Annotated in this window: 17 protein-coding genes; 10 read left to right on the forward strand and 7 right to left on the reverse strand. The window is 58.1% G+C overall.

All coding sequences use genetic code 11. From position 1 onward, the window contains the following. Positions 1-14: 14 nt before the first annotated feature. Entirely contained in the window at positions 15-233 is a 219-nt protein-coding gene (locus tag HV340_RS17305) for an ogr/Delta-like zinc finger family protein (RefSeq protein ID WP_059306113.1), read from the reverse strand. A 2-nt stretch (positions 234-235) separates the two neighbouring features. Then, complete coding sequence (locus HV340_RS17310) at positions 236-961, reverse strand: hypothetical protein (protein ID WP_059306112.1); 726 nt, start codon at positions 959-961, stop codon at positions 236-238. A gap of 431 nt (positions 962-1392) precedes the next feature. Between HV340_RS17310 and HV340_RS17315 the strand changes: the two genes are divergently transcribed. From HV340_RS17315 to HV340_RS17330, 4 genes are all read left to right on the forward strand, one after another. Further along, the gene (locus tag HV340_RS17315) at positions 1393-1833 is read left to right on the forward strand and encodes a carboxypeptidase-like regulatory domain-containing protein (protein ID WP_059306111.1); all 441 of its coding nucleotides are present in this window, start codon (positions 1393-1395) and stop codon (positions 1831-1833) included. A 220-nt stretch (positions 1834-2053) separates the two neighbouring features. Beyond that, on the forward strand, positions 2054-2410 hold the full coding sequence (locus tag HV340_RS17320) for a hypothetical protein (protein WP_014171277.1): 357 nt from the start codon (positions 2054-2056) through the stop codon (positions 2408-2410). Positions 2411-2497: 87 nt separating this feature from the next. Beyond that, complete coding sequence (locus HV340_RS17325; RefSeq protein WP_025203422.1) at positions 2498-2842, forward strand: cupin domain-containing protein; 345 nt, start codon at positions 2498-2500, stop codon at positions 2840-2842. 68 nt (positions 2843-2910) lie between these two features. Then, positions 2911-3468: a YceI family protein gene (locus tag HV340_RS17330; protein ID WP_059306110.1), complete on the forward strand. Its 558-nt coding sequence runs from the start codon at positions 2911-2913 to the stop codon at positions 3466-3468. Here HV340_RS17330 and HV340_RS17335 read toward each other — a convergent pair. The 3 genes from HV340_RS17335 to HV340_RS17345 are packed head-to-tail and all read right to left on the reverse strand — an operon-like array spanning position 3460 to position 5310. Beyond that, positions 3460-4248: a hypothetical protein gene (locus HV340_RS17335; RefSeq protein ID WP_059306109.1), complete on the reverse strand. Its 789-nt coding sequence runs from the start codon at positions 4246-4248 to the stop codon at positions 3460-3462. The genes HV340_RS17330 and HV340_RS17335 overlap by 9 nt on opposite strands. Continuing rightward, on the reverse strand, positions 4245-4775 hold the full coding sequence (locus HV340_RS17340; RefSeq protein WP_079231754.1) for a sigma-70 family RNA polymerase sigma factor: 531 nt from the start codon (positions 4773-4775) through the stop codon (positions 4245-4247). Before HV340_RS17340 ends, HV340_RS17335 begins: the two co-directional genes overlap by 4 nt. 7 nt (positions 4776-4782) lie before the next feature. Next, positions 4783-5310: a tetratricopeptide repeat protein gene (locus HV340_RS17345; RefSeq protein ID WP_032678808.1), complete on the reverse strand. Its 528-nt coding sequence runs from the start codon at positions 5308-5310 to the stop codon at positions 4783-4785. Between the two features lie 767 nt (positions 5311-6077). Between HV340_RS17345 and HV340_RS17350 the strand changes: the two genes are divergently transcribed. From HV340_RS17350 to nudI, 5 genes are all read left to right on the forward strand, one after another. Continuing rightward, the gene (locus HV340_RS17350; RefSeq protein ID WP_181216115.1) at positions 6078-17252 is read left to right on the forward strand and encodes a BapA/Bap/LapF family large adhesin; all 11175 of its coding nucleotides are present in this window, start codon (positions 6078-6080) and stop codon (positions 17250-17252) included. Positions 17253-17331: 79 nt separating this feature from the next. After that, positions 17332-18735, forward strand: a complete 1404-nt coding sequence (locus HV340_RS17355) for a TolC family outer membrane protein (protein ID WP_014171284.1) — start codon at positions 17332-17334, stop codon at positions 18733-18735. After that, the gene (locus HV340_RS17360) at positions 18732-20930 is read left to right on the forward strand and encodes a type I secretion system permease/ATPase (protein WP_047356649.1); all 2199 of its coding nucleotides are present in this window, start codon (positions 18732-18734) and stop codon (positions 20928-20930) included. Before HV340_RS17355 ends, HV340_RS17360 begins: the two co-directional genes overlap by 4 nt. A 10-nt stretch (positions 20931-20940) precedes the next feature. Beyond that, positions 20941-22110: an HlyD family efflux transporter periplasmic adaptor subunit gene (locus HV340_RS17365; protein ID WP_086462978.1), complete on the forward strand. Its 1170-nt coding sequence runs from the start codon at positions 20941-20943 to the stop codon at positions 22108-22110. A gap of 170 nt (positions 22111-22280) precedes the next feature. Continuing rightward, the gene (gene nudI, locus HV340_RS17370; RefSeq protein WP_181216116.1) at positions 22281-22706 is read left to right on the forward strand and encodes a nucleoside triphosphatase NudI; all 426 of its coding nucleotides are present in this window, start codon (positions 22281-22283) and stop codon (positions 22704-22706) included. Here nudI and HV340_RS17375 read toward each other — a convergent pair. After that, complete coding sequence (locus HV340_RS17375) at positions 22678-23436, reverse strand: helix-turn-helix transcriptional regulator (protein WP_226876168.1); 759 nt, start codon at positions 23434-23436, stop codon at positions 22678-22680. The genes nudI and HV340_RS17375 overlap by 29 nt on opposite strands. Positions 23437-23505: 69 nt before the next feature. Between HV340_RS17375 and HV340_RS17380 the strand changes: the two genes are divergently transcribed. Continuing rightward, positions 23506-23925, forward strand: a complete 420-nt coding sequence (locus HV340_RS17380) for a hypothetical protein (RefSeq protein ID WP_047956002.1) — start codon at positions 23506-23508, stop codon at positions 23923-23925. A gap of 2 nt (positions 23926-23927) precedes the next feature. Here the strand turns inward: HV340_RS17380 and HV340_RS17385 are convergent, their stop codons facing one another. After that, on the reverse strand, positions 23928-24446 hold the full coding sequence (locus HV340_RS17385) for a DUF6622 family protein (RefSeq protein ID WP_068794940.1): 519 nt from the start codon (positions 24444-24446) through the stop codon (positions 23928-23930). Positions 24447-24464: the final 18 nt, after the last annotated feature.

Here is a 24464-nt window from a genome sequence, read left to right on the forward strand (position 1 = left end):
ATGACTGGCCGTGCTTACGCACCGGCACGGTTAACGGTGGCCGCCGGTGCGGGTGCAGGGATGACCGGCTCTGTTGCCGGTGAACGAATAACCCCGTCGATGGATTCAAGCGTGCAGAACGTGGCCGAGCATTCGATGTTCATGCACTGGTGATAGCGCTGTTTGACGTTATCAGACAGATACCGACTTGTGCGGGAATGCGCGCTGGTTTTGCAGAACGGACAGTGAAACATGCTTATTCCTCCGCTTTTGTCTCGCCATTTTCAGCCAGTTTTCTGGCGAGCATCATTCTCTTCGCAGGGCTGCGTAACAGCTCCGTATCAACGTCAGTAATCTGCGGCCGGTGCATGCCCGTCCCGGACAACACCGGCTCCTGCGTCATATCGAAGTGATACAGGCTGCCCTGACGGCTCAGCGCATCGCGCAGCTCGCCGGTGGCCACGGACTGCGGGGCGCTTTCACCCTTCATTTCGAGGGCTCGAATGCGCAGCAGGAAAGCACGAATGAGAGCGACGGGAACCGCATTGACCGCCTGAGCCCATTGCGCACCGGCGTAAGCGGTAAAGGCATCTTCATGCGCTGAAAGGTATTTATTGCCGGTGGAGCAGGCAGTCAGCATGGCGCGTGTCCGGTCGGTTTCCAGCTCCGCAATCAGGCCGGTGAACTCGTCGGCCAGCTCGCGACTGGCGATACGCCTGCTGTGCTCAGCTTTCATTTCAGGGGTGAGACTGCCGCGCAGGGTGCGAAAGCGGCTGCGCCAGTCCTGCTCCGCCTCAGTGCTCTCATCGAAGGCGGTCTGCCGCTCCTGCTTACAGCGTTCAATGGACGTATAAATCTCTTTCAGTATCTGCATGCTGGCCGCAGAAAATGCACTCAGCTTGTCAGTGATGTGCTGGTTGCTCTCTGCAAGCTGTTGAGCGGCAACGTTCTGCAGGGCAGTAATGACTGATTCGGGTTTCATGTTCAGGCTCTCCGTTTTTTCAACCTGATATGATCCTGCCTTTCATCACACAACATCTCGATTCATTGCAGTTGTGGCAGTTCTGGCACAAGCAGCACTCAAAACCCGGCTGACCAGAGAAAGGTCCTGGCAAAACCTTACTCTCCATTTATTTACTTATAACTATTCACCAATGCTCACCTTTAATAAAAATATAGATAATACAGTAAGGTAAAAGGTGAACAGTTGAGGTTCTGATTATTTAACTCGTAAAGCTACATTCTCCTGGAGGTGCCAGTGTCTATTCACACGCTCAATTTATCCAGGCATAAGTCTGGAAAAACTCAGTAAATCAACATCCTTAACAGAATCTACAGTTCCGAAATTACGCCACCCGCGTATACTGCATTCACGCCATCGAAAAATACCTGAACGCAAAAGGATTCGCACCCATGACAGCGTCCTCAAACCGCATCGCAAGCCAGGCTATCGTGGTTCTCACGTTTTTGCTCAGCGGCTGCGTTTACCATGATTATCCCTCCCCTCGTATTGAGGGCACATTGAATAACGCAGGGAAACCGCTGCCCCGGGTAACCGTTTCGTTAGTAGAATTCGACCGACAAATAGCCACGACACAAACGGATAATAACGGGTATTTTTCTTTTGTACCGCAGGGAGACTGGCATGTTTTTATACCCGTCGGACCGCAAGATCGCCTGAGTAGCTGGACACTGACAACAATCGACCCTCAGGGACAAAAACGCGATATTTACACCTCCCAACGCTTTGGCGGGCCTTTTTCAGGCTATTCCAGGAGCGACAGCGTGAAACTGTTCTGCGAACTCTCCCCAACAAGCGGCGAGAGTCAAAATATATTTTGCGAAGCTCAGTGAGTTAATTAACTTTACTCATGGCCAAAAGCCACCCGTAATATGTATATGCACGCCCCTGGTACACGGCATTGAACCTGAAAACAATTAATTCCTCTGCGTAACTAAATACGCTTCACGGTATAACGCCAAAATAACATTACAGTTTTTTCCTAAAGCCACGCCGCTTCGTCTGTGCCATGCTGAATCACGCTCATAACCGATAACGTTAAATGAGGATATTATGAAAAAAACAATTATCGCATTATCTGCCGTTCTGCTGGCTTCCCCAGTATTTGCTGCGACCACACATGCAACTGACGATACCGTCGCTGCGGCGAAGGCAAACGCCAACGACGCGAAGCAAAAACTGCACGAAGAGCAGAATAAAGGCGAAGAGCTGAAGCTGAAACAGAAGCATGCTGCAGAGGGTAAAACCGAAAACTTAGGCAGCAAGGTCAGCGAAGATTCCCAGAAAGCCTGGCATAAAACCAAAGAAGGTACCGAGAAAGGGTGGGATGCCACCAAAGAAGGTGCTGAGAAAGGCTGGAATAAAACCAAAGAAGGTGCCAGCGAGCTGGAAAAGAAAGTCACTGAGTAATCCCTTCGAGAGGCCGCAGACGCGGCCTTTTTTATTCCCTCCTGCCCTGCTCCCTGCAGACTAAACTTGACTCAGGGGGACTCCATCATGAACAGCAAACACACCGCACCTGAAACCCAGGGCGTTACCGTTGAATTACTCTCCGTCGTCGATCTGGGTCCGGAAATAGCGGGCATGGTCGGTCGTCAGCTTCGCATGCGCAGAGTCACTCTCGCTCCCGGCGCGGTCTTTGGTCCGGTGCATAATCATATCGACAGACCCGGCACCGTATTTATCCTTGAAGGTACCATCACCGATCATCGTCACGGTATTGCGACTGATTACGGTCCCGGTGTCGGCTGGCCGGAAGATCACAACACGGTCCACTGGCTGGAAAACCGGGGTCCGGTAACCGCCGTCGAGATCTCGGTGGATATTATTAAGACGTCCTGACGCCTAAAAGCCGAATAGATCCCCGGGGTTGCGCGTTAACGCCTTGCCACCCCTAAAGAGATCCTGAGATGTTGCGACGCCTGGTTATTCTGTTCGTGTTGCTCTGTCCGCTGGCGCAGGCCGCCCCGCAGAGCTATACCATTGATACTGAAAACACCGCCATACGGTTATCCTGGCACGCCTTCGGGGGGATCCTCTCCTGGGCCAGATTCAGTGGCGTCACGGGTTCCGTAACGCTTAACCCGGATAAGGATATCGATGACCATATTCATGTCACCCTTCCCGTGGCTACCCTGGTTGCCTCAAACAGCCTGCTCACCTGGCAACTGAAAAGCGACATGTTTTTTGAATCTGAACGTTATCCTGTTATCGAATTTATCAGCTCACGCGTGGTCGCTCAGGGTTCAGGAACGTTCAGGGTGTTCGGAACATTGACCGTACGCGACATTGCCCGCCCGGTCATTCTGGACGCCATCGTGAAAGATCCGCACGCGCCGGTCCTTACGCTGGATGCGACAACGACCATTTCGCGCGCGGCCTACGGCATGGATAAATTTGCGCTAGTCGTTGATGACAGGATTGCCATCACCATTGCAATTCAGGCTAACGGTATCCCGTCATCCTGAAATCAGGCTTTGCAGCTGCTCTGCACTGCCCCGCAACTGTGGGAGTGGGTTGCGGCCGATCAGCACAAACTGATATCCCGCTTTCTGCCACCACACCAGGTTCATGTCGTGCCGCTGTTCCTGTTGAGCGGCTGTCGTTGTCTGCTCTGTCGGGGAGATGCACAGTGCCATCGAGCCATAGTCGGCATTTATCCAGGCTATTTGCGCGATAGAGGTGGTTTCATAGCGCAGCATGCGGACCATTTTAAGCTCTGCTCCATGCAGGATAAGCTGTGACGCCTGAAGTTGCAGGCCGATATCCTGCGCTGCCCGTTCCAGCCCACGCTGCAGAACATGCGGCGCACTGTCCATATCCAGCAATGTCTCTACGCTGTAAAGCGACATGTATTGCGCTTCGAGGTCACGAATATGGGCGTTTTCATCAGACGGTGCGAAAGCGGGTCGCAACCCATATCCCACGCCGGAACCGACCACCAGGAAACTGACCGACGCGGCAATGAGTGCGCGCCGGCTTACGCCAGCCGGGGTAGCGGGCTTCGGATCGGGCAGTTCCGCCAGCCGGGCCTGCATCTTCTCCAGAGGAGCATCATCCAGCATAGCGGCAAACGCGCCGGGGTAATCCGCATTGCTTTTCATTAACTCGGCGGTCCGCCCGGAGAGGCGCTCGTCACGTCTCAACTCTTCTTCAAATTTTTGCGCGTCGGCATGACACATCTCGCCATCTATCCATGCCACGATAGCCTCATCGTTATAGGGCGCTGTAAAACGGTGCGCGTTCAAGAGCGTTTCTCCTTAACCGGGGGCAAGGCATCGGCAGACGCTGCCAGCGTTGCCCGTGCCGTCGCCAGTCGGCTCATTACGGTACCGATCGGCACCGCCAGGGTGTTCGCGGCTTCCTGATAGGTAAAGCCTTCGACATACACCAAAAAAACCGTGTTGCGCTGGGCTTCCGGGAGCGCGTTGACGCGCTGCATCACCTTCAGGTAATGCAGGCGCGTCTCATCCTGTTCACGGGTATCCGGTGCCAGAAGCTCGTCGCTGGCGACAAACCCCTGCCCCTGACGAACATGGCGTGCCCGAAGCTCAGAGATCCAGATGGAGTGCAATATCGCAAACAACCACCTGTCGATACGCGTACCGGGCATGTACTGACTGCTTTTTTCAAGCGCGCGGACGCAGGTGGACTGAACCAGCTCTTCGGCGACATCCCTGTTTCGCGACAACACCAGCCCATAACGCCAGAGACGTGAGAGGTGTGCGGCTAACTGTTGGCGAACCTCACGGGTAGCGATGTGTTTTCCCTCCACCAGAAAATCAGGATTCCGGATGTCCGTTAATGGCAGCCTGCAGGTCACGGTACTCTTCACAGGACTGGCCGCAAATACCGGCAATCACTTTCAGTTGCTCTTTGGCCAGATCCGGACGTCCCTTGACCATCCACGCCTCGCCCAGGTATTCACGGGCTTTGGCATAATCCGGGGCGATAGCCAGCGCACGCTGGTAGTAACCGATACCTTCATCCGTACGACCCAGTTTGCGGGTGGCATACCCGCGATAGTTCCATGCTTCAGCCGTGTTGTTATTTTTTAGCGAATCAAGAAGGTTCAGCGCCGCCTGGTACTCGCCTTTTTTAGCAAGGTGATAGGCATAGTTGGTTTTGTCCTGATCGCTCAGGCTGCTGCTCTTATCGGGCACACATTTCTGAGTTGCACTGTCATACACCTGTCCGGACGGACAGTCGGGTGTTTTGCTCTCGGTACTATTATCGCCCATCGCCAGCGCGAGAGGAGACAACAGGGAAAAAATCAGCACCGGGATCAAACGCACAGAGGTGGTGTTCATAAAAGGCTCCAGGGTGAAATGGGAATGACGTCAGTAAACGCGTGAGCGATGCATTTTATTCATTCCCGGGCCCCTCTTTTTTCTCAGAATCATGTTGGCGTCGTATCCCCATTAAATGTTGAACGGGATATTTTATCTTTACTCCCTGTTAGTTATTATTTTTCTCTCCGTAGCAGAATCCCGGCACCGCACAAGAATATATTTTTAATTAATTGCCAACATAATATATGTTATATCAAAAACGTTACCTTAACTTAAACGCACATTAAGCTGGCATAAACAATAGCGTTTAACGCCATCCTATAAAAAGTCCCCTGCTAAATATTTATTCATGCCAAATGATAAAACACCGCAATTTACAAACAAATAAAAATACAATAAATACAACAAATTATATTTTTTAAATTATAATAGCCAGCTATGAATTAATGCCCCCTTCAACGCTTCACACAGTGTTTACAGATGCTTAATTTGCACATTCAGACTTTTCTGGCTATATCATTTTTATATCGTCAAAACCAATACCTCCATTAATTACAGGGTTTTATACAACACAAAAATACAAATAAATGACATTCTCTCTCATGAGTAATTAGATTCGCTCTGATGTTGCCACTCTGGATTATGGCGGGCATCGTTCGCTCTAAAAAAAATAACGGTGAGTGCTGCGTAAATAACAGCAACTCCGCCGGGGGCGTGCTTTACCTTCCGCAGAAATGGCGCATCTTGCACGCCGTTCACGACAACTCTGCTGGAGTAATACCTAAATGAGCCAAATCTCTGTTATATCGAAACTCACTGGCGTGGAAACTACCACGGAAGGCACACAGGTTACGCTGAGCCATTCCTCTATCGTTGAGCTTCATGTAGAGCGAGCCGATGTCTCCCACTTCGCCCGCAGTGGTAACGATCTGGTGGTCACGCTGCACTCTGGCGAGGTCATTACCCTGAAGAATTTCTACGTCACCGACGCGGAGGGGGTGAGTCAGCTGGTCCTGGAAGAGAGTGACGGTGCGCTGTGGTGGATTGAAGATCCTACCGGGGCTGCTACCTACGAATCTATCGCCTCCACGGACGTATTACTGGCGGCCTCAGGCGGTGATACCGGTGGCGCAGCCATCTGGCCATGGGTACTCGGTGGTCTTGCTGTCGCAGGCGGGATCGCTGTCGCGGCAAGCAGCGGCGGCGGAGGGGGTGGCGACGATGATGATGACAATACGAACCCCGGCACGCCGGGCAATCCTTCCGATCCGGATACCACACCGCCAAATGCGCCTTCCAACCTTCAATTCTCCTCAGATGGTAAAACTGTCACAGGTACTGCTGAACCCGGCAGTACGATTACGCTGAAAGACGCGGACGGCAACCTGGTCGGCACGGGTAAAACCGGTAGCGACGGCAAATTCACCATTGTTCTGAGCACGCCGCTGACGAATGGCGAGCAACTTACCGCCACAGCAACCGACTCATCAGGCAATACCAGCCAGGCCGGGCATGTTACAGCACCGGATACCACCGCACCCGATGCGCCCGATATCGTTATTGTGAATGACGACGTTGGCGGAGAAACCGGACCGCTGACTAACGGTCAGCGTACCGATGATGCCCGCCCCACCTTCAGCGGCATCGGCGAAGCAGGCAGTACCATCACCCTGTACGATAATGGTCAGCCGATTGGCAAGACCAAGGTTGATGCCAGCGGAAACTGGACCTTTACCCCGGGTACAAATCTCGCTAACGGAAACCATTCCATTACCACCACCGCGACCGACGCGGCAGGTAACACCAGCCCAGCCTCCGGCGCCGTGACCTTTGTGGTGGATACCGTCGCCCCCACAGCGCCGGCCATCACGCTCGTGTCAGACGATACCAATCCGGTCACCGGCCCGGTCAGTAACGGTGGTAGCACCAACGATCAGCGACCACAGCTTACCGGCACCGCGGAAGCCGGATCTACGGTCACCATTTATGATGGCGGGATCGCGATTGGCACCGCTGTCGTTGCCAGCAACGGCACCTGGACGTTTACCCCTTCGATCAATCTCAGCGAAAGCACGCATCAGCTCACCGTCCGGGCAACCGACGCTGCCGGTAACACCGGACCGGCTTCCCCGGTGTTCACCGTTACCGTCGATCTCACCGCACCAACTGCGCCAACCGCCATCGTGCTAAACGATGACACGGGTGCCATCAAAGGCGCAATTACCTCTGGCCTGTTCACTGATGCCGCTAAACCTGTTCTTGCAGGGAGAGGAGAGCCCGGTGGGACAATTACGATTTTTGATAACGGCGTGCCCATTGCGACCGTTAAAGTTCAGCCCAACGGCACCTGGAGCATCACACCGGACAAACCGCTTTCGGAGGGGGCTCACTCAATAACGGTGCAGGTCACCGACGCTGCCGGGAACCAGAGTGGGTTGTCGCAGCCAATCAACTTCATTGTCGATACCACGCCGCCGGAAACGCCCGACATCACGCTTAATCCGGCAGGCACGCAGATTACCGGCACTGCCGAGCCAAACAGCAGCATTGTCATCACCAGCAGCGACGGCACCATAATTGGGCGGACGACAACGGACGGCAACGGCAACTTCGTTGCCACGTTAACGCCGGCGCAAACTAACGGCCAGCAGATCTCCGTGGTGGCGTCTGATGCTGCTGGTAACCAGAGCACACCTGCGACCGTCACGGCTACGGACACAACCCCTCCTGTCGCCCCCGGCAACCTTCAGGTGGCAGATAACGGCCAGAGCGTCAGCGGCACGGCGGAGCCAGGCAGCACCGTCACCATTAAAGATCCTAACGGCGCGGTCATCGGTGAAACCACCGCCAACAGCGATGGCACCTTTACGGCGGTTATTAGTCCTGCACAGACCAACGGTGAAGTGCTGACGGTCGTGGCAACCGACGGCAGTGGTAACGCCAGCCTGCCCGCTACAGCCGATGCACCAGATACCACGGCGCCACTGGCTCCGGATAACGTTGTTGTCTCAGATGACGGTACCAAAGTGACAGGTACCGCAGAGCCGGGCAGCACCGTGACCATCCGTGAAAATGGCGTCACGGTTGGTGAGGCGAAAGCCAATGACGACGGCAGCTTCACCGTCACGCTGACCCCACCAAAAGCCAACGGTGAAACCCTGACCGCAGATGCCACCGATCCCGCCGGCAATACCGGGCCAACAACCCCTGCCATTGCGCCGGATATTACCGCCGCGCAAACGCCGGTTATCGTTTCAGTGGACGATGATGCCTCTGCCACTACAGGCCCTGTCGCCCAGAACGGGCTCACTAATGACCGAACGCCAACCATAAACGGAACGGGCGAGCCTGGCACAACCATCACGCTCTCCAGCGGCGGCACGGTCATCGGCACGGTACTCGTTCCGGCATCTGGCGTATGGAGTATCACGCCATCCTCGCCACTTGCTGATGGCGGCCACGTGCTGACCGCAACGGCAGTTGACGCCGCCGGTAACCCAAGCGGGCCATCAAATGCCTGGAGTATCACTGTTGACGGTACCGCACCCGAAGTACCGGTAATTTCGCAAGTGGTGGACGATGTTCAGGGAAGCACAGGCGCGCTCACCGCAGGTGCCATCACGAACGATCCAACCCCGACACTCAACGGCACTGCCGAACCGGGCTCAACGGTCACCATTCGTCTGGACGGTGTTGATATCGGCACCGCGCTGGTCGGTAGCGGCGGCGCGTGGACATTTACGCCAGGCACACCGATTGGTAACGGTGAGCATACCCTGACCGCCGTCACCACCGACGCGGCAGGTAACATCAGCCTGCCGTCAGGCGGCTTCACCTTTACGGTCGATATCACCCCGCCACCGGCGGCGACCATCACAAACGTAACCGACGACGTCGGTGACGTTCAGGGCCCGCTCACCAGCGGCGACACCACGGATGACACGCAACCGTTGCTGCAGGGCAGCGCGCCGGCGGGTACGGTTATTACGCTTTATGATGGCAATACCCTGCTCGGTACCGCCACACTCGACGGTACCGGCGGCTGGAGCTTCACCCCTACCACCCCGCTCACCAACGGCTCGCACTCTCTGACGGTTCATGCGACCGATACCGCCGGGAATACGACCGTCTCCAGCCCGTTTGTGCTGGTGGTCGATACCGTGGCACCCGCCACGCCGGAGACGCCAGAAATCACCGTGAACCCTGACGGCGGCACAACAGAAACCCCGCTGAACCCGGGAGAGACCACCCGCGATACCACGCCGACGCTGAGCGGCACCGGCAATCCGGGCGATACCGTGACTATCTACAACGGCACAGACAAAATTGGTGACGCCGAGGTGGACAGCAACGGTAACTGGACATGGACACCGGATACCCCACTGGCCAACGGTACCTACGACATCACCCTGACCGTCACCAACAAGGACGGCGCGGGCAACGAAAGCGCCCCGTCCCAGCCGGTGACCATCACCATTGACACCGACCCGCCAGCTACGCCAGCAGCACCGGTGATTACGGACAGCGTCAGCCAGATAACCGGACCGGTTGCCGACGGGGAAACCACGAACGATCCGCGTCCGGTCCTGAGCGGCACCGGCACGGCGAACGATGTGGTTATTATTTATGACAGCATTAATGGTCAGCCTGCCACCGAAGTGGGTCGCGTCACCGTAGACAGCAACGGCAACTGGAGCTGGCGCCCTGACGCCAGCATTGATGAGGGAAGCCACGAATTTACCGCCACCGCCACCGACGAAGCCGGTAACGTTTCGGCGGCGTCACCGGGGATCACTATCACCGTTGATACCGTGGCACCTGATACGCCTGTCATTAGCGCCGTTGGCGGTAAGCCAGACGGTGGTGTTACCACGGATACGACCCCCGGTGTGGGCGGTACCGGCCCTGCGGGCGAAACGGTCATCGTTTATAACAATGGCGTTGAACTAGGACGCGTCGAAATCGGCAGCAATGGCGAGTGGTCTCTCGATCTTCCGACCCAGACTGATGGCCCACTCAACATCACCGTTGCGGCAGTCGATGCTGCAGGTAACGTCAGCGGCCTCAGCCCGGTCTTCACCGTCACCGTTGATACCACTGCGCCAGAAATCCCGCTGATTAACGCGGTGTCTGACAGCCAGCTCACAAGCAATGTGCTTTATACCCGTGATGGCACGCCGACCCTCACGGGCACCGGCGAACCGGGTACCACCGTTATCGTCTCTGTGGACGGTACAGCATCCACGGTGCCGGTAACGGTACAGCCGGACGGCAACTGGAGCTGGACCGCCGACAGCACGCTGGCGGAAGGCCCGCATACCTTTACCGTCTCCGCGGTCGATCCGGCCGGCAATACGTCCGGTAGCTCTGCACCGCTTAGCGTTAACGTCGATACTCTCGATCCGGCCGCTCCTGCGGTTACTGGCATAGCCGCTCAAGGTACTCCATTGACCGGCACCGCCGAAGCGGGGGCTACCATCACTGTAACCGATAACAATGGTAATGTTCTCGGTACAGGCGTAGCCACCGGTGGCACCTTCTCCATCGCACTCAGCCCAGCCCAAACGGATGGCGCTGTGCTGACGGTGACCGCGACCGATGCCGCGGGCAACCTCAGTCCTGAGGCATCCTACACCGTCACCGGTACGCTGCCGAATCTTCCGGATGTGCCCATCATTACGGCGATTAACGATGATGAAACGCCTGTCACCGGCGACGTGAAAGACAAAACCACCAACGACATTACCCCGACACTCGTGGGTACGGCCGAAGCGGGCAGCATTATCACCATCTACCAGGACGGCATCGCGGTTCCGCTGATCAACGTGATTGCTGATGCGGACGGTAACTGGAGCTATACCCCACTGATTGCGCTGGGTGAAGGGCTGCACACCTTTGAAGTGACCGCGACGGTCGGGCTCTCGACCAGCGGCCGCTCGCCGGTTGCAACCGTCACCGTTGACCTCACCGCACCGGACACGCCGACCATTGGCTCAGTGATTGATGATGTCGGCCCTGGCACTGGTCAACTCACCAACGGGCAGACCACCAACGATAACCAGCCTACCCTTACCGGCTCCGGCACGGTGGGCGATACCATCTCCGTTTACAGCAACGGAACCCTGCTGGGTACCGCAGAGGTCGGCAATACGGGGACCTGGGTCTTCACACCGCCCGCGCTGGCGGAGGGCAATAACGTTCTGACCATCCGCGAGACCGATCCCGCGGGCAATGAAAGTGGTCTGTCGACAGGCTTCACCATCGTCGTTGATACGGTTTCCACCACGCCAGCGATCACCAACGTAACGGATAATGTGGGCAATGCTGCCACCACGATTGTGAGCGGCGATCCGACTAATGACGCGACGCCAACCCTTTCGGGGACGGCGGAAGCGAACAGCGTGGTGAAAATTTTCGACGGCGGTACCCAGATTGCCGTGGTCACAGCTGACGGCACCGGTGCCTGGACGTTCACCCCTGACACCGCGCTCAGCGAAGGGCCCCACGCCTTCACCGTTACCGCCACCGACCCACAGGGCAACGTCAGCCAGGTATCTAACGGCTGGAACGTCGTGGTTGACCTGACGGCGCCAACGGTTCCAACGCTGGATACGGTTAACGACAATGCCCCTGGCGGCGTGACCGGCAACCTCACCAGCGGGCAAGTCACCAACGACACCACCCCGACGATCGGCGGCACCGGACAACCGGGCAGTACAATCCATATCATGAATAACGGTACGCAAATTGGCCTTGCGACCGTCGACGGAAGTGGTAACTGGACCTTTACCCCGAGCACGCCGCTGGGCGACGGCAACTATCTCCTTCGCGCCTACGCCACCGATGCGACAGGCAATGCGTCAGCAAACTCGTCGGTCTTTGCCTTTACCGTGGATGCAGCAGGCCCTGCTGCGCCACTGGTCAGCAGTGTGATTGACGACGTCGGCCCGGTCACCGGTACGCTCACTACCGGCAACAGCACCAACGACGCGCGTCCGACCTTCAACGGTACGGGCGAAGTGGGTGCCACAGTGCATATCATTGTGGATGGCAACGAGATTGGCACCGCGGTGGTTAATGCCCAGGGGAACTGGACCTACACGCCTGACACCGCCCTGAGTGACGGGCCTCATGCCATCACCTTCAATGCCACCGATGCGGCTGGCAACACCGGCAGCACGACGGCACCGTTTAACCTGACAGTGGATACGGCACCACCGGCGGCACCAGCCATCACGACCGCGGGAGACAACGCAGGCAGCGTACAGACGCCGCTGACTTCCGGGCAAAGTACCGACGACACCACGCCAACGTTGACGGGCACCGCGGCAGCCAACGCCACGGTGACCATCTATGAGAACGGACAGCCGGTCGGCACCGCGCTGGCGGATGGCACTGGAGCATGGAGCTTTACGCCGTCATCAGCGCTGAGCAATGGCAGCCATACCTGGACCGCGACCGCGACCGACGCGGCGGGGAACGTCAGCCCGGCGTCGCCTGGCTTTACGCTGGTTGTTGATACCAGTGCACCTAATGCGCCGGTTATCAGCCAGGCCGTTGACGATGTGGGCAGCATCACCGGCCCGCTCAGTTCAGGACAGACGACCGACGACACCGTGCCACGGCTTGTCGGGACCAGTGAGCCGTTTGCGACTGTGAATATCTACGAAGGCACAACGCTTGTCGGAACGGGCACCGCGGATGCCAGTGGCAACTGGAGTATCTTGCTCACGACCACCTTAGCCACGGGTGCGCACAGCTTCACCGCGCAGGCCACGGATGCAGCGGGTAATACCAGCGTTTCGTCAGCGGCCTTTAGCCTGACTATCGACACGACGCCACCAGCCCTGCCGGTGCTGAGCAGCATTGTGGATGATGTGGGCAATGCGGCTACGCCGATTGCCAATGGCGGATTGACTAACGACGCGCAGCCTACCCTCACGGGTACGGCGGAAGCGGGCGCCACGGTGAAAATTTTCGATAACGGCGTCCAGATTGGTAGCGCGGTCGCGACAGGCGGGGCATGGAGCTTTACCCCTTCTCCGGCGCTGAGCAACGGGTCACACAGCCTGACCTTTACCGCCACCGATGCCGCGGGCAATACCAGCGCCCCGACCACCGCCTATGTGATCAACGTGGATGCCGCCGCGCCAGCTGCGCCGGTCATCAGTGCGGTTGTCGATGATGTCGGCAGCATCACCGGACCGGTAACCGGCAATAACCCGACTAATGACGCGCGTCCAGCGCTGAACGGGACCGCCGAAGCCAACGCGACGGTGCGCATCTATGACGGCACGACGCTTGTCGGCACGGTCACCGCCGATGCGAACGGCAACTGGACGCTACCGCAAACCACCACCACACTGACGGAAGGCACGCATAACTTCACCGCCACCGCCACCGATGCCGCGGGCAACACCAGTACGCCATCGGCCACCACCACCATTACCGTGGATCTGACTGCACCGAACGTGCCGGCAAGCCTTGCCGTGATCACCAACGGTACGCACGTCACCGGGACCGCCGAAGCGGGTAGCACCGTTACCATCACCACCAGTACCGGAACAGTACTCGGTACCGCGACGGCTGACGGCAGCGGAAACTTTAACGCGACAATCACGCCGGCCCAAACCAACGGTGAATCACTGCTGGTCTATGCCACCGATAAGGCGGGTAACGCAGGTGTCAGCACGTCGGTGATTGCCCCTGCGACGCCGGTGCCGAACGCACCGCTTATCACCACCATCAACGATAACGTCGGCACCGTCACCGGTAACCTGACCAACGGTAAAACCACTGACGACACCACGCCAACCCTGAGTGGTACAGCCCTGCCAGGCACCACCGTCACGCTGTATAACAACGGCGTGTCGATGGGAACGGCAGTGGCAGATAGTTCAGGCAACTGGACCTTCACCACCCCGGCGTTAAGCGAAGGCTCTCACGCCTTTACCGCCACGGCGACGAACAGTTCGGGCACCAGCCCGGTCTCTTCCGCCACCAGCGTGATTGTCGATCTGACGGCACCAACGGCCCCAACCGGAACCTTTAACGCTGACGGTAGCGTATTGACCGGTAACGCGGAGGCAGGCAGCACCGTCTCTATCCGTCTTGGCGATGGCAGCACGGTGACCACAATCGCGGGCAGCAACGGCACCTACAGCTATACCTTCCTCAATAAACAGACGGAAGGTCAGACGCTGCAGATCACCGCCACCGATGCCGCAGGTAATACGTCGCAGCCCGGCTCAGCCCTCGCACCGGTCGTCCCGCTCTCCGCCAGCAATAACGTCGAAGAGCTGGATATCAGCACCACGGCCACCGTCACCAACAGCCAGTACAGTGATTATGGCTTCCTGCTGGTGGGTGCCGTAGGCAACGTCCTCACGTTGCTGGGTAATGATACTGCCCAGGTGGACTTCACGGTGGGCAGCGGCGGCAATGCGGATATTGTGGTGAACGCCAATGCCACGGGTGCGGTGCTCTCCCTGCTCAATACCCTTGAGCTGGTGGTACAGCGCTGGGACAGCGTCAACGGTACCTGGACTACCGTGGTGGATACCGGACAACCCCAGTTTGCCGATCTGCTGACCCTCGGGGCTACCGGCGTATCGCTGAACCTGACCGGGCTGGCGAACGGCGACTACCGGGTGCTGAGCTATAACACTAACCTGCTGGCGACCGGCTCCTACACCAGCCTCGATGTGGCGGTGAAAGAAACCAGCGCCGGTACCGTGACGGGCGACACCAGCCTGAACGGTAACGTAATTCTCGACGCCGACCCGACCGCGGGCAGCGACAACGCCCCGGCAGGCACCACGGTCTCTGCTGTCACCAACGCGCTGGGTGTCACCACCAGCGTGAACGCCGACGGCACGGTTGTTCAGGGCCAGTACGGTACGCTGACCATTAACCGCGATGGCAGCTACACCTACAACCTGACCGACACCAGCGCCTCGGTCGTAGGCCGGACAGAGAGCTTCACCTACACCATCACCCATAACGGCGTCAGCGCGTCGGCGAACCTGGTACTGTCGCTGGGTGCCGGTACTACCGCTAACGGTATTGTGGCGGTAGATGACACGGCCTCGCTGACCTTTGACACCTCGGTCCATGAAATCAATAACGGCACCTCGTCGCAGGGCGGCTTTACCGTGGTGGGGATCAATCTCGGCAACACGCTGGGGCTGAACCTGCTGGACGATCTGAGCAATCCGATCATCTATAACGTGGAGGAAGGTACCACCCGCACCATGACCATTCAGGCTTCCGTGGGCGGTGTGGCGCTGGCGTCGGTATTCGACCTGTATGTCTACAAGTTCAATAACGCGACGCAGACCTTCGAGCAGATGCGCGTCGAACCGGGCTGGCTGCGTGCGCCGTTGCTGGGCGGTACCTCGTCTCAGCTGACGCTGAACCTGCCTGCCGGGGAGTACCTCTTCCTGCTGAATACGGCTGCAGGGATCACCGCCCTGACCGCCTACACGCTGAACGTGCTGGAAGATCATGTCTACAGCGTGTCGAGCGTGGGCGAGACCACCACCGGAGATGTGCTGGATAACGATGTCGCAACCGGCGCGGTGGTATCAGAAGTGAACGGCGTGGCGGTGAACAGCAGCGGCCTGACCGACATCCAGGGGGAATACGGCACGCTGAGCATCAATGCGTCCGGACAGTACACCTACACCCTGAAAGCCGGTGTGGGTGCTGACGCGATCAGTACGCCGGATACGTTCGTCTATACCATCACCGCACCAAATGGGGCGAAGGATACGGCATCGCTCAACATCACCCCAACCGCGCGGGCGATGGATGCGGTCAACGATGTCAGTACCGCGATGGACGTCACCTCAGTGCATCACACGACGACCTACTCGGATACCACCGTCGGGACGGCCAGCTGGACAACCGCGCTGCTGTCATCAACCCAGGGCAGCGGGAGCGGAACCTTCGTGGTGGATCCGAACACCGCGCTGCATAACGTGTCGCTGCACTTTAACGTGGCATCGCTGCTGGCATTGGGCGGCCTGACGGTGAACTGGTCAATCAGTGACGGTTCGAATGTTGTTCGCAGCGGCTCCTTCAGCGGCGGTTCGCTGTTGGGCGGCAATATCGACATCGCGCTCTCCGGGCTGGATCTGAATGCCGGAACCTATACGCTGAGCTATACCGGTAGCGTACCGGGGCTCAGCGTGGGGAACATTACCATTACCCCAAGCGTGAACGGCACCACCTACTCGCTGACCCAGTTCGACTCTACCAGCGGCCACACCGTTGACGGCAACATCTTCGATGGCACCGACTCTGCCGGGGCGATGGATCAGTTGCACTCAGTGGATACCCGCCTCAGCGTGACCGGCTACAACGGCGTGACCACCACGCTGGATCCGTACACCGGCAGCGCAACGGTCAACGTCGTCGGCCATTACGGCACGCTGGCAATTGCTGCGGACGGCCACTACACCTACACCCTCAACACCGGGGTGTCGCTCTCAACCATCACCTCGAAGGAGACCTTCAACTACACCCTGACAGATGCCGACGGGAAAACAGACAGTGCCACGCTGACCATCAATATGGCGCCGCAGTTCATCAGCTCGGAACATAACGACGTCATTACCGGCACCGCCTACGGCGACACCCTGATTTACCAGGTGCTGAACGCCACCGCAGGCAACGCCACCGCGGGCAACGTCAGCAGCACTGCCGGCGATCACTGGACCAACTTCTCGCTCACGCAGGGGGACAAAATCGATATCGGCGATCTGCTGGTGGGCTGGAACGGGAGCAGCTCAACGCTCGGTAATTATCTGCATGTTACTAATAGTAATGGCAATACCGTGATCTCCATCGACCGTGATGGTTCAGGGAGCACCTACACTAATACGACGCTCGTGACGCTGGATAACGTCCAGACCACCTACGACGAGTTAGTGAACCAGCAACACATCGTTACCTGATAGCACCTGCACAAATGACCCGGGCGCACAGCGCCCGGGCATAAACAATAAAGCAGTACATTTTTATTAGGGATAAGACATGGGAATGAAGATGCCTTACTGGTGGCTCTCGTGCTGCCTGATATCTGTGCCCGCCCTCTCCGCGACGCCGGCGGCGATGATCAATACCGGACAACTCCGTGAAACGCAGGAACTCCCCTCTCTGAATGGCCGCGTGGCGCCTGTCGTCGGCAAGGCTGCCCCCGGCACGCTGCAGCTTGGCGAAGCCGTCAACCGCGCCGTCACCTGGCACCCGGCCATCAGTGAAGCCGTGGGGAAACTCTACCAACAAAGCGAAGAGGTGGACGTCGCCAAATCGAAATACTATCCGCAAATTAATGCCGGCATGGATAACGGTTATACCCATGATGGCGACGATAATGGCTTTACTCCGTCGCTGGTGCTCTCCCTCTCACAAATGCTGTACGACTTTGGCAAGGTGGCAAGCCAGGTGCGTGCAGAAAGTGCCGGCGTCGCCCAGCAGCAGGCCAACGTGCTGGTCAGCATCGACACTATCGCTCACGATACCGCCATCGCGATGGTGCAGGTGCAAACCTGGCAGCAAATGGTCGACACCGCCAAAGAGCAGCTTGAGGCGCTCTCTTCGATTGGTACCCTCACCCGCCAGCGTAATGACGAAGGGGCCACCTCACTCTCTGACGTGGTGCAGACCGATGCACGTATCGAAGGCGCGCGCGCCCAGCTGATGCAGTACCAGGCCAGCCTCGACAGCGCCCGTGCTACTTTGATGAGCTTTCTTGGCTGGAACACCCTCAACACGATCAGCAACGATTTTCCACAAAAGCTGGCCCGCAGCTGCGACATTGCCGAGCCGGACGATCGTCTGGTCCCGGCAGTATTAGCCGCCTGGGCGCAGGCTAACGTCGCCCAGGCCAATCTCGACTACGCCGACGCCCAGATGACACCGACCGTCTCGCTGGAGCCGGAGGTGCGCCACTACCTGAACGAACGCTATGCGGGTAACGAAACGCGGGATCGCACCCAATACTCTGCATGGGTGAAAGTGCAGATGCCGCTCTATCAGGGTGGCGGCCTCACCGCCCGGCGTAACGCCGCAGGCCACGCGGTAGAAGCCGCACAGTCCACCATTCAGCGTACCCGCCTCGAGGTACGCCAGAAACTGCTGGAGTCGCGCAGCCAGGTATTAAGCCTGCTGAGCACGCTGCAGATTCAGGGCCGTCAGGAGGCGCTCAGCGCCCGCACCCGTGAACTCTATCAGCAGCAATATCTGGATCTGGGTTCTCGCCCGCTGCTCGATGTGCTTAATGCCGAGCAGGAGGTCTATCAGGCGCGTTTTACCCAGCAGCAGACCCTCGGACAGTTGCACCAGCTGCAGCTCAACTGCCTCTATAACACCGGGCAATTGCGTCACGCGTTCGATCTTGATAACCGCACCATCCAGACCGTGGAGATCCAGCCATGAAGCAACGCGATATCCCGCAAGGTGAGACCATGACGGATGAGGCCCTGGCGCAGTGGGCGCAGGCCTTTGGTTTTGTCGCCACGCGCTACCGCGTCGCCTGCTCACCCGGTGCGCTGCTCGCGGGCGCGCCGTGGCTAAAAGGAAAACCGATGGTGCCTGCACTGACTCAGCTGGCCCGTGAAGCAGGGCTGTCGTTTCAGCTGCTGACGGCGGATCAGCAGGCGATCAACAGCTGGCGTCTGCCGGTCGTGGCGGCAATGAACGACGGCAGGATCGGCGTGATCGAACATTTCGATGGCGACGATACGCTGGAGGTCAGCTTTTTCGACGATCAGACCTACACCAACCGGCTTTCGATGACCGCCATGCTGCCCGCCATCCGCCACGTCATTGCCCTGCGTCCACTGGCCGCGCTGAAAGACAGCCGCGTGGATGCCTATATTTCGAAATACCGTCCGGACTGGCTTTACCGGCTGGTGATGCGCGACTTGCGCCCCTACAGCTGGGTGATGCTCGCCGCGCTGTTCATTAACGTCCTGTCCCTGTCGGGGATTGTCTTTTCCATGCAGGTGTATGACCGGGTGATCCCCGCGCAGTCCTACCCGACGCTGTATGTCCTGACCATCGGCGTGCTGATCGCCACCCTGTTTGGCTTTGTGCTGCGCGTGGCACGCGGGCACATTATGGATCTGCTGGGCAAACGCTCCGATCTGCGCGTATCGGATCGGGTCTTCGGTCACGCCCTGCGACTGCGCAACAGCGCCATCCCTCGCTCGACCGGCAGCTTTATCTCCCAGCTACGCGAGCTGGAGCAGATCCGCGAGATGGTCACCTCCTCCACCATCTCCACAATTGTCGATCTGCCCTTCTTTTTCCTGTTCGTGGTGGTGCTGGCAATCATCGCTCCCCAACTGGCGTGGATCGCACCGGTCGCCGCGGTGATCATGGTCCTGCCCGGTCTGCTGCTGCAGAAAAAGCTGGCAGAGCTCGCGAAGCAGTCGGCGCACGAATCCACCCTGCGCAACGCCGTGCTGGTGGAGAGCGTGCAGGGGCTGGAGGACATAAAGCTGATGCAGGCGGAAAACCGCTTTTTGCAGCAGTGGAACAGCTACATCCAGATCACCGCTGAATCTGGCCTGCGCACCCGTGAACTGACCCAGAACCTGATCAGCTGGGGAATGACGATTCAGAGCCTGGTCTATGCCGGGGTGATCGTGGTCGGTGCGCCGATGGTGATCGACGGCACGCTGACGACCGGTTCGGTGGTCGCCGCCTCGATGCTGGCCTCGCGCATGATCGCTCCGATGGCCACCCTGTGCGGCGTGCTGGCGCGCTGGCAGCAGGTCAAAGCGGCGAAAGAGGGACTGGACAGCATCATGCAGCTCCCCACAGAAAACCAGCGTGAGGAGACGCCGATCCGCCAGGACGTACTGCGCGGTCACTATCTTTTCGAGCAGGCGCAGTTCCGCTATCACCCGGAAGATCCGCGCATGGCCCTGCGCATTAACCGTCTGGAGATTAAGCCAGGTGAAAAAGTGGCGATCCTCGGGCGTAACGGCGCCGGAAAATCGACCCTGCTGCAGGCGATGGCGGGCGGAATGGATCTCGCCGGCGGTGAATTGCGGCTCGATAACTTCAGCCTCCCGCACCTCGATGTCGCCGATGTCCGGCGTAACGTCGGCTTTATGACCCAGAACGCCCGGCTCTTTTACGGCACCCTGCGCGAAAACATCACCCTCGGCATGCCGCGCGCCACCGATGAGGAGATTTTCGAGGTGCTGGAGTTAACCGGCGCTGCGGGCTTTGTGCAGAAACTGCCGAAGGGTCTGGACTACCCGATTATGGAGAATGGCGTGGGGTTATCCGGCGGCCAGCGGCAATCCATTCTGCTGGCGCGCATGCTGCTTCGCGACCCCAATATTGTGCTGATGGATGAACCGACTGCGTCGCTCGATGAGCACACCGAGCGGGAATTTATCCAGCGTCTGAGCGCCTGGCTTGGCAACCGCACCCTGATTGTCGCCACGCATCGCGTGCCGGTGCTGGAACTGGTGGAGCGCGTCGTGGTGCTCAAAGAGGGAATGCTGGTGATGGACGCGCCGAAAGCGCAGGCGCTGAACAACAGCCGCATGCAGCAACAGCAGCAGCAGGCAGCAACAGGACGGGAGTGGAAAAATGAAAATCAGTCAGCGTGACGTCGCCGCAATGGACGACCTGGACAATGCGCTCGACTCCGAAAGCGGCTACACCGGTGCGCGGCGGATTGTTATCTTCTCTTTACTGATGTTCGTGGTACTTGGCGTCTGGGCGTGGTTTGGCGTGCTGGATGAAGTCTCAACCGGCACGGGCAAAGTGATCCCCAGTTCGCGCGAGCAGGTTTTACAGTCGCTCGACGGGGGGATCCTTACCGAGCTGAACGTCCATGAGGGTGACCAGGTGCAGGCCGGACAAGTGCTGGCGCGGCTCGATCCCACGCGTTCAGAATCTAACGTTGGTGAAAGCGCGGCGCGCTACCGTGCCTCGCTGGCCTCCAGCGTGCGACTGTACGCCGAGGTAAACGATCTGCCGCTGAAATTTCCCCCTTCGCTGGCGAAGTGGACCGATCTGACCGCCGCCGAAACCCGGCTCTATAACTCACGCCGTGCGCAGCTGGAAGATACCCAGCGGGAGCTGCGTGCGGCATTGGATCTTGCGAATAAGGAGCTGGCGATCACTCAGCGTCTGGTGAAAACCGGCGCCGCCAGCCACGTGGAAGTACTGCGCCTGCAGCGGCAGAAAAGCGATCTGGAGCTGAAACTCACCGACGTGCGATCTCAGTACTATGTTCAGGCCCGCGAGGCGTTATCCAAGGCCAACGCTGAAGTGGATATGGTCTCGGCGATCCTCAAAGGCCGCGAGGATTCAGTGACCCGCTTAACGGTGAAATCTCCGGTGCGCGGGATCGTGAAAAACATCAAAGTCACCACCATCGGTGGCGTCATCCCGCCTAACGGCGAGCTGATGGAGATTGTGCCGGTGGACGATCACCTGCTGATCGAAACCCGTCTCTCCCCGCGCGATATCGCCTTTATCCACCCGAATCAGGAAGCGCTGGTAAAAATCACCGCCTACGATTACGCCATTTATGGCGGGCTGCACGGCGTGGTTGAAACCATTTCGCCGGACACCATTCAGGACGAAGCCAAGCCGGAGGTGTTCTATTACCGGGTATTTATCCGCACCAGCCAGGATTACCTGGTGAATAAAGCAGGCAGGCACTTCTCAATCGTGCCGGGGATGATCGCGACGGTGGACATTAAAACCGGTGAGAAAACGGTGCTGGATTACATGATCAAGCCGTTCAACCGGGCGAAAGAGGCGCTGCGAGAGCGCTAATCACTGGCTGTTTGTTTCTCCGGCCCTCTCTCGTGGAAGAGGGCCGGAGTCATGGCATCCATAACCCGCAACAATACCGCTTAAGCCAGCGGCGAAAGTCTGACCTCGTTTACCTTTTCCCTTTCCGCCTTCTGTTAAAATAGCCCAAACTCATTTTTCAGGAAGAAACCATGCGTCAACGAACTATTGTCTGCCCCATCATTCAGAACGACGGGGCGTATCTGCTGTGCAAAATGGCCGATGACCGCGGCGTATTTCCCGGCCAGTGGGCATTATCGGGCGGCGGGATGGAGCCGGGAGAAACCATGGAGCAGGCGCTGCGCCGTGAAATTCGCGAAGAGCTGGGCGACGCGCTGGAGATCACAAAGGTCAAACCCTGGGCGTTTCGCGACGACATTCGGGTGAAAACCTATGCCGATGGCACCACGGAAGAGATTTATATGATTTACCTGATTTTCGACTGCATCAGCACAAATCGGCAGGTAACGTTTAACGACGAGTTTCAGGAGGTTGCCTGGGTCCGCCCGGAAGCGATCAAAGCACTGGATCTGAACGAAGCCACGCGCATTACCTTTGCACAGAAGGGGCTTCTTTAAGCGCCCACTGCCCGGGGGTTTTGCCGGTAAAGGCCCTGAAAACCTCAATAAACGCGCTGATACTGTTGTAGCCGCACGACAGCGCGATCCAGCCAACCGGTTTACCTGCTGCCAGCCACTCCATTGCCCGCATGACGCGGGCAAGTTGCCGCCAGTTAACAACGTTCATTCCCGTTTCCGCGCTAAACCGACGGTGGAATGTTCGCACGCTCATTCCCGCAAGGGAGGCATAGTGCTCAACCGTCTGGTTGTCGTCCACACGTTGCATCAGATGGCTGGCTACCTTCTTTAATCGGGGATCGGCTGGCATGGGCAGCAGATAGCGCACCTGACGGCCCCGCGCCAGTTCATCCAGCAGCAGGGCGAGCTTTCGCGGATCGTACCCGCTGCCTTCAGCATTTAAGCGTGAAAACAGCGCGCTGGTGAGCTCGTCGGGTTCGAAAAGCGTCGTTTCACCGGGCAGCGCTTCACACCCTGCGGGATCCAGATAGATCGCATGACCGTCAATCGCACTCCCGGAAAAGGCAGCATGCTCCTGACCGGGCGGGATCCAGCCGATATGTTGCGCCGGTACAACCGAACGCCCAGACGCTGTTTCGACAACCAGCAGACCCGTCGTAATCCGCCAGAGCTGACCGGCCTGATGGCTGTGCCACGGCGTATGGTATCCACCTGGATGCAAAAGTGTCTCGAAGCTGACCACGTTATTTGGCCGAAAATCGTTATTCATTGGCTTATTACAGAAACTACGTCTCTGTCTGTCAAGGATAATGGCGGCTCAACGCAACGAGGAGTCACCATGAACATCATCACCCGCCTGATTACCCAGTCTGACAATGCTATTTTGCGTGAGGAAATGTCCCGTTTGCTGACCGGCCTGTTTAAAGGTGAGATTGATCCGAAAGACGTTTTTTCGCCAGCGTATCAGCAGATCACGGACGGTCATTCTCTTGATTATTCTGGCTTTATTCAGCACCTGGAGCACGTGCGTTCGCAGATCCGCGATATCGCCTTCCGCGTGGAACAGATAGGGTGTCATGACACACTGCTGGCTGACCGGCATATCGTGACCGTCACGTATCCCGAAGGCCATCAGGCTGAAATAGAGGTTTATATGTTTGCCACGCTATGCGCAGGAAAAATCTGCCGGATCCACGAAGTCACGCGAGTAGCCAACGGTGAAGCTTCTGCTCGCGCGCTGGCCCATGCAACGGGCTAACGTTACTCAGCCGGTTGCGGTGCGCTGCTGAGATATACCCCTACATAGCGCGTAAACTTCCCGATAAAGACCCCGGCAAATACCCCGCCGGAGACTATCGCCAGCGCGCTCATGGCGGACTGTTGCAACGCCTGGGGAGAGAGGGCGTTCATCACCCCCAGCACGTATTTCACACCAAATGCCAGCATCATAAACGGCAGTGCCGTGTAGTCCGGCTGGCGATAAAGGGTGCGCGGCGCGTCGGTGCGGGTGATGACCGTCTGCTTAATCAGCACATACCCCAGCGTCGCGCCCGCCACAATCCCCGCAACCCAAAGGGCCACCGTCGCGAGAGTAAGATCGCGATAGACCACCAGATCGTAGATATCCCAGATAAGAAAGATGGCAGGAATGATGGCCAGCTTTTCCAGCGTAACGGTGGCAGGCTTACGGGCGTTGAGGCCACGGGAGACGAGAAAGATAAACAGGACCCACACCCAGACGGGGGTGTGCGTGAGGATACCGATCAGAAATTCAAACATGGGATTCACCATGAACGC

The sequence above is a fragment of the Enterobacter sp. RHBSTW-00975 genome (assembly GCF_013615235.1).
Lineage (GTDB): Bacteria > Pseudomonadota > Gammaproteobacteria > Enterobacterales > Enterobacteriaceae > Enterobacter > Enterobacter ludwigii.

Excerpts from the sequence above, each read along its gene's own strand:
- HV340_RS17305 (WP_059306113.1), bottom strand. The coding sequence starts at position 233 with ATGTTTCACTGTCCGTTCTGCAAAACCAGCGCGCATTCCCGCACAAGT.
- HV340_RS17310 (WP_059306112.1), bottom strand. The coding sequence starts at position 961 with ATGAAACCCGAATCAGTCATTACTGCCCTGCAGAACGTTGCCGCTCAA.
- HV340_RS17315 (WP_059306111.1), top strand. The coding sequence starts at position 1,393 with ATGACAGCGTCCTCAAACCGCATCGCAAGCCAGGCTATCGTGGTTCTC.
- HV340_RS17320 (WP_014171277.1), top strand. The coding sequence starts at position 2,054 with ATGAAAAAAACAATTATCGCATTATCTGCCGTTCTGCTGGCTTCCCCA.
- HV340_RS17325 (WP_025203422.1), top strand. The coding sequence starts at position 2,498 with ATGAACAGCAAACACACCGCACCTGAAACCCAGGGCGTTACCGTTGAA.
- HV340_RS17330 (WP_059306110.1), top strand. The coding sequence starts at position 2,911 with ATGTTGCGACGCCTGGTTATTCTGTTCGTGTTGCTCTGTCCGCTGGCG.
- HV340_RS17345 (WP_032678808.1), bottom strand. The coding sequence starts at position 5,310 with ATGAACACCACCTCTGTGCGTTTGATCCCGGTGCTGATTTTTTCCCTG.
- HV340_RS17350 (WP_181216115.1), top strand. The coding sequence starts at position 6,078 with ATGAGCCAAATCTCTGTTATATCGAAACTCACTGGCGTGGAAACTACC.
- HV340_RS17355 (WP_014171284.1), top strand. The coding sequence starts at position 17,332 with ATGGGAATGAAGATGCCTTACTGGTGGCTCTCGTGCTGCCTGATATCT.
- HV340_RS17360 (WP_047356649.1), top strand. The coding sequence starts at position 18,732 with ATGAAGCAACGCGATATCCCGCAAGGTGAGACCATGACGGATGAGGCC.
- HV340_RS17365 (WP_086462978.1), top strand. The coding sequence starts at position 20,941 with ATGGACGACCTGGACAATGCGCTCGACTCCGAAAGCGGCTACACCGGT.
- nudI (WP_181216116.1), top strand. The coding sequence starts at position 22,281 with ATGCGTCAACGAACTATTGTCTGCCCCATCATTCAGAACGACGGGGCG.
- HV340_RS17375 (WP_226876168.1), bottom strand. The coding sequence starts at position 23,436 with ATGAATAACGATTTTCGGCCAAATAACGTGGTCAGCTTCGAGACACTT.
- HV340_RS17380 (WP_047956002.1), top strand. The coding sequence starts at position 23,506 with ATGAACATCATCACCCGCCTGATTACCCAGTCTGACAATGCTATTTTG.
- HV340_RS17385 (WP_068794940.1), bottom strand. The coding sequence starts at position 24,446 with ATGTTTGAATTTCTGATCGGTATCCTCACGCACACCCCCGTCTGGGTG.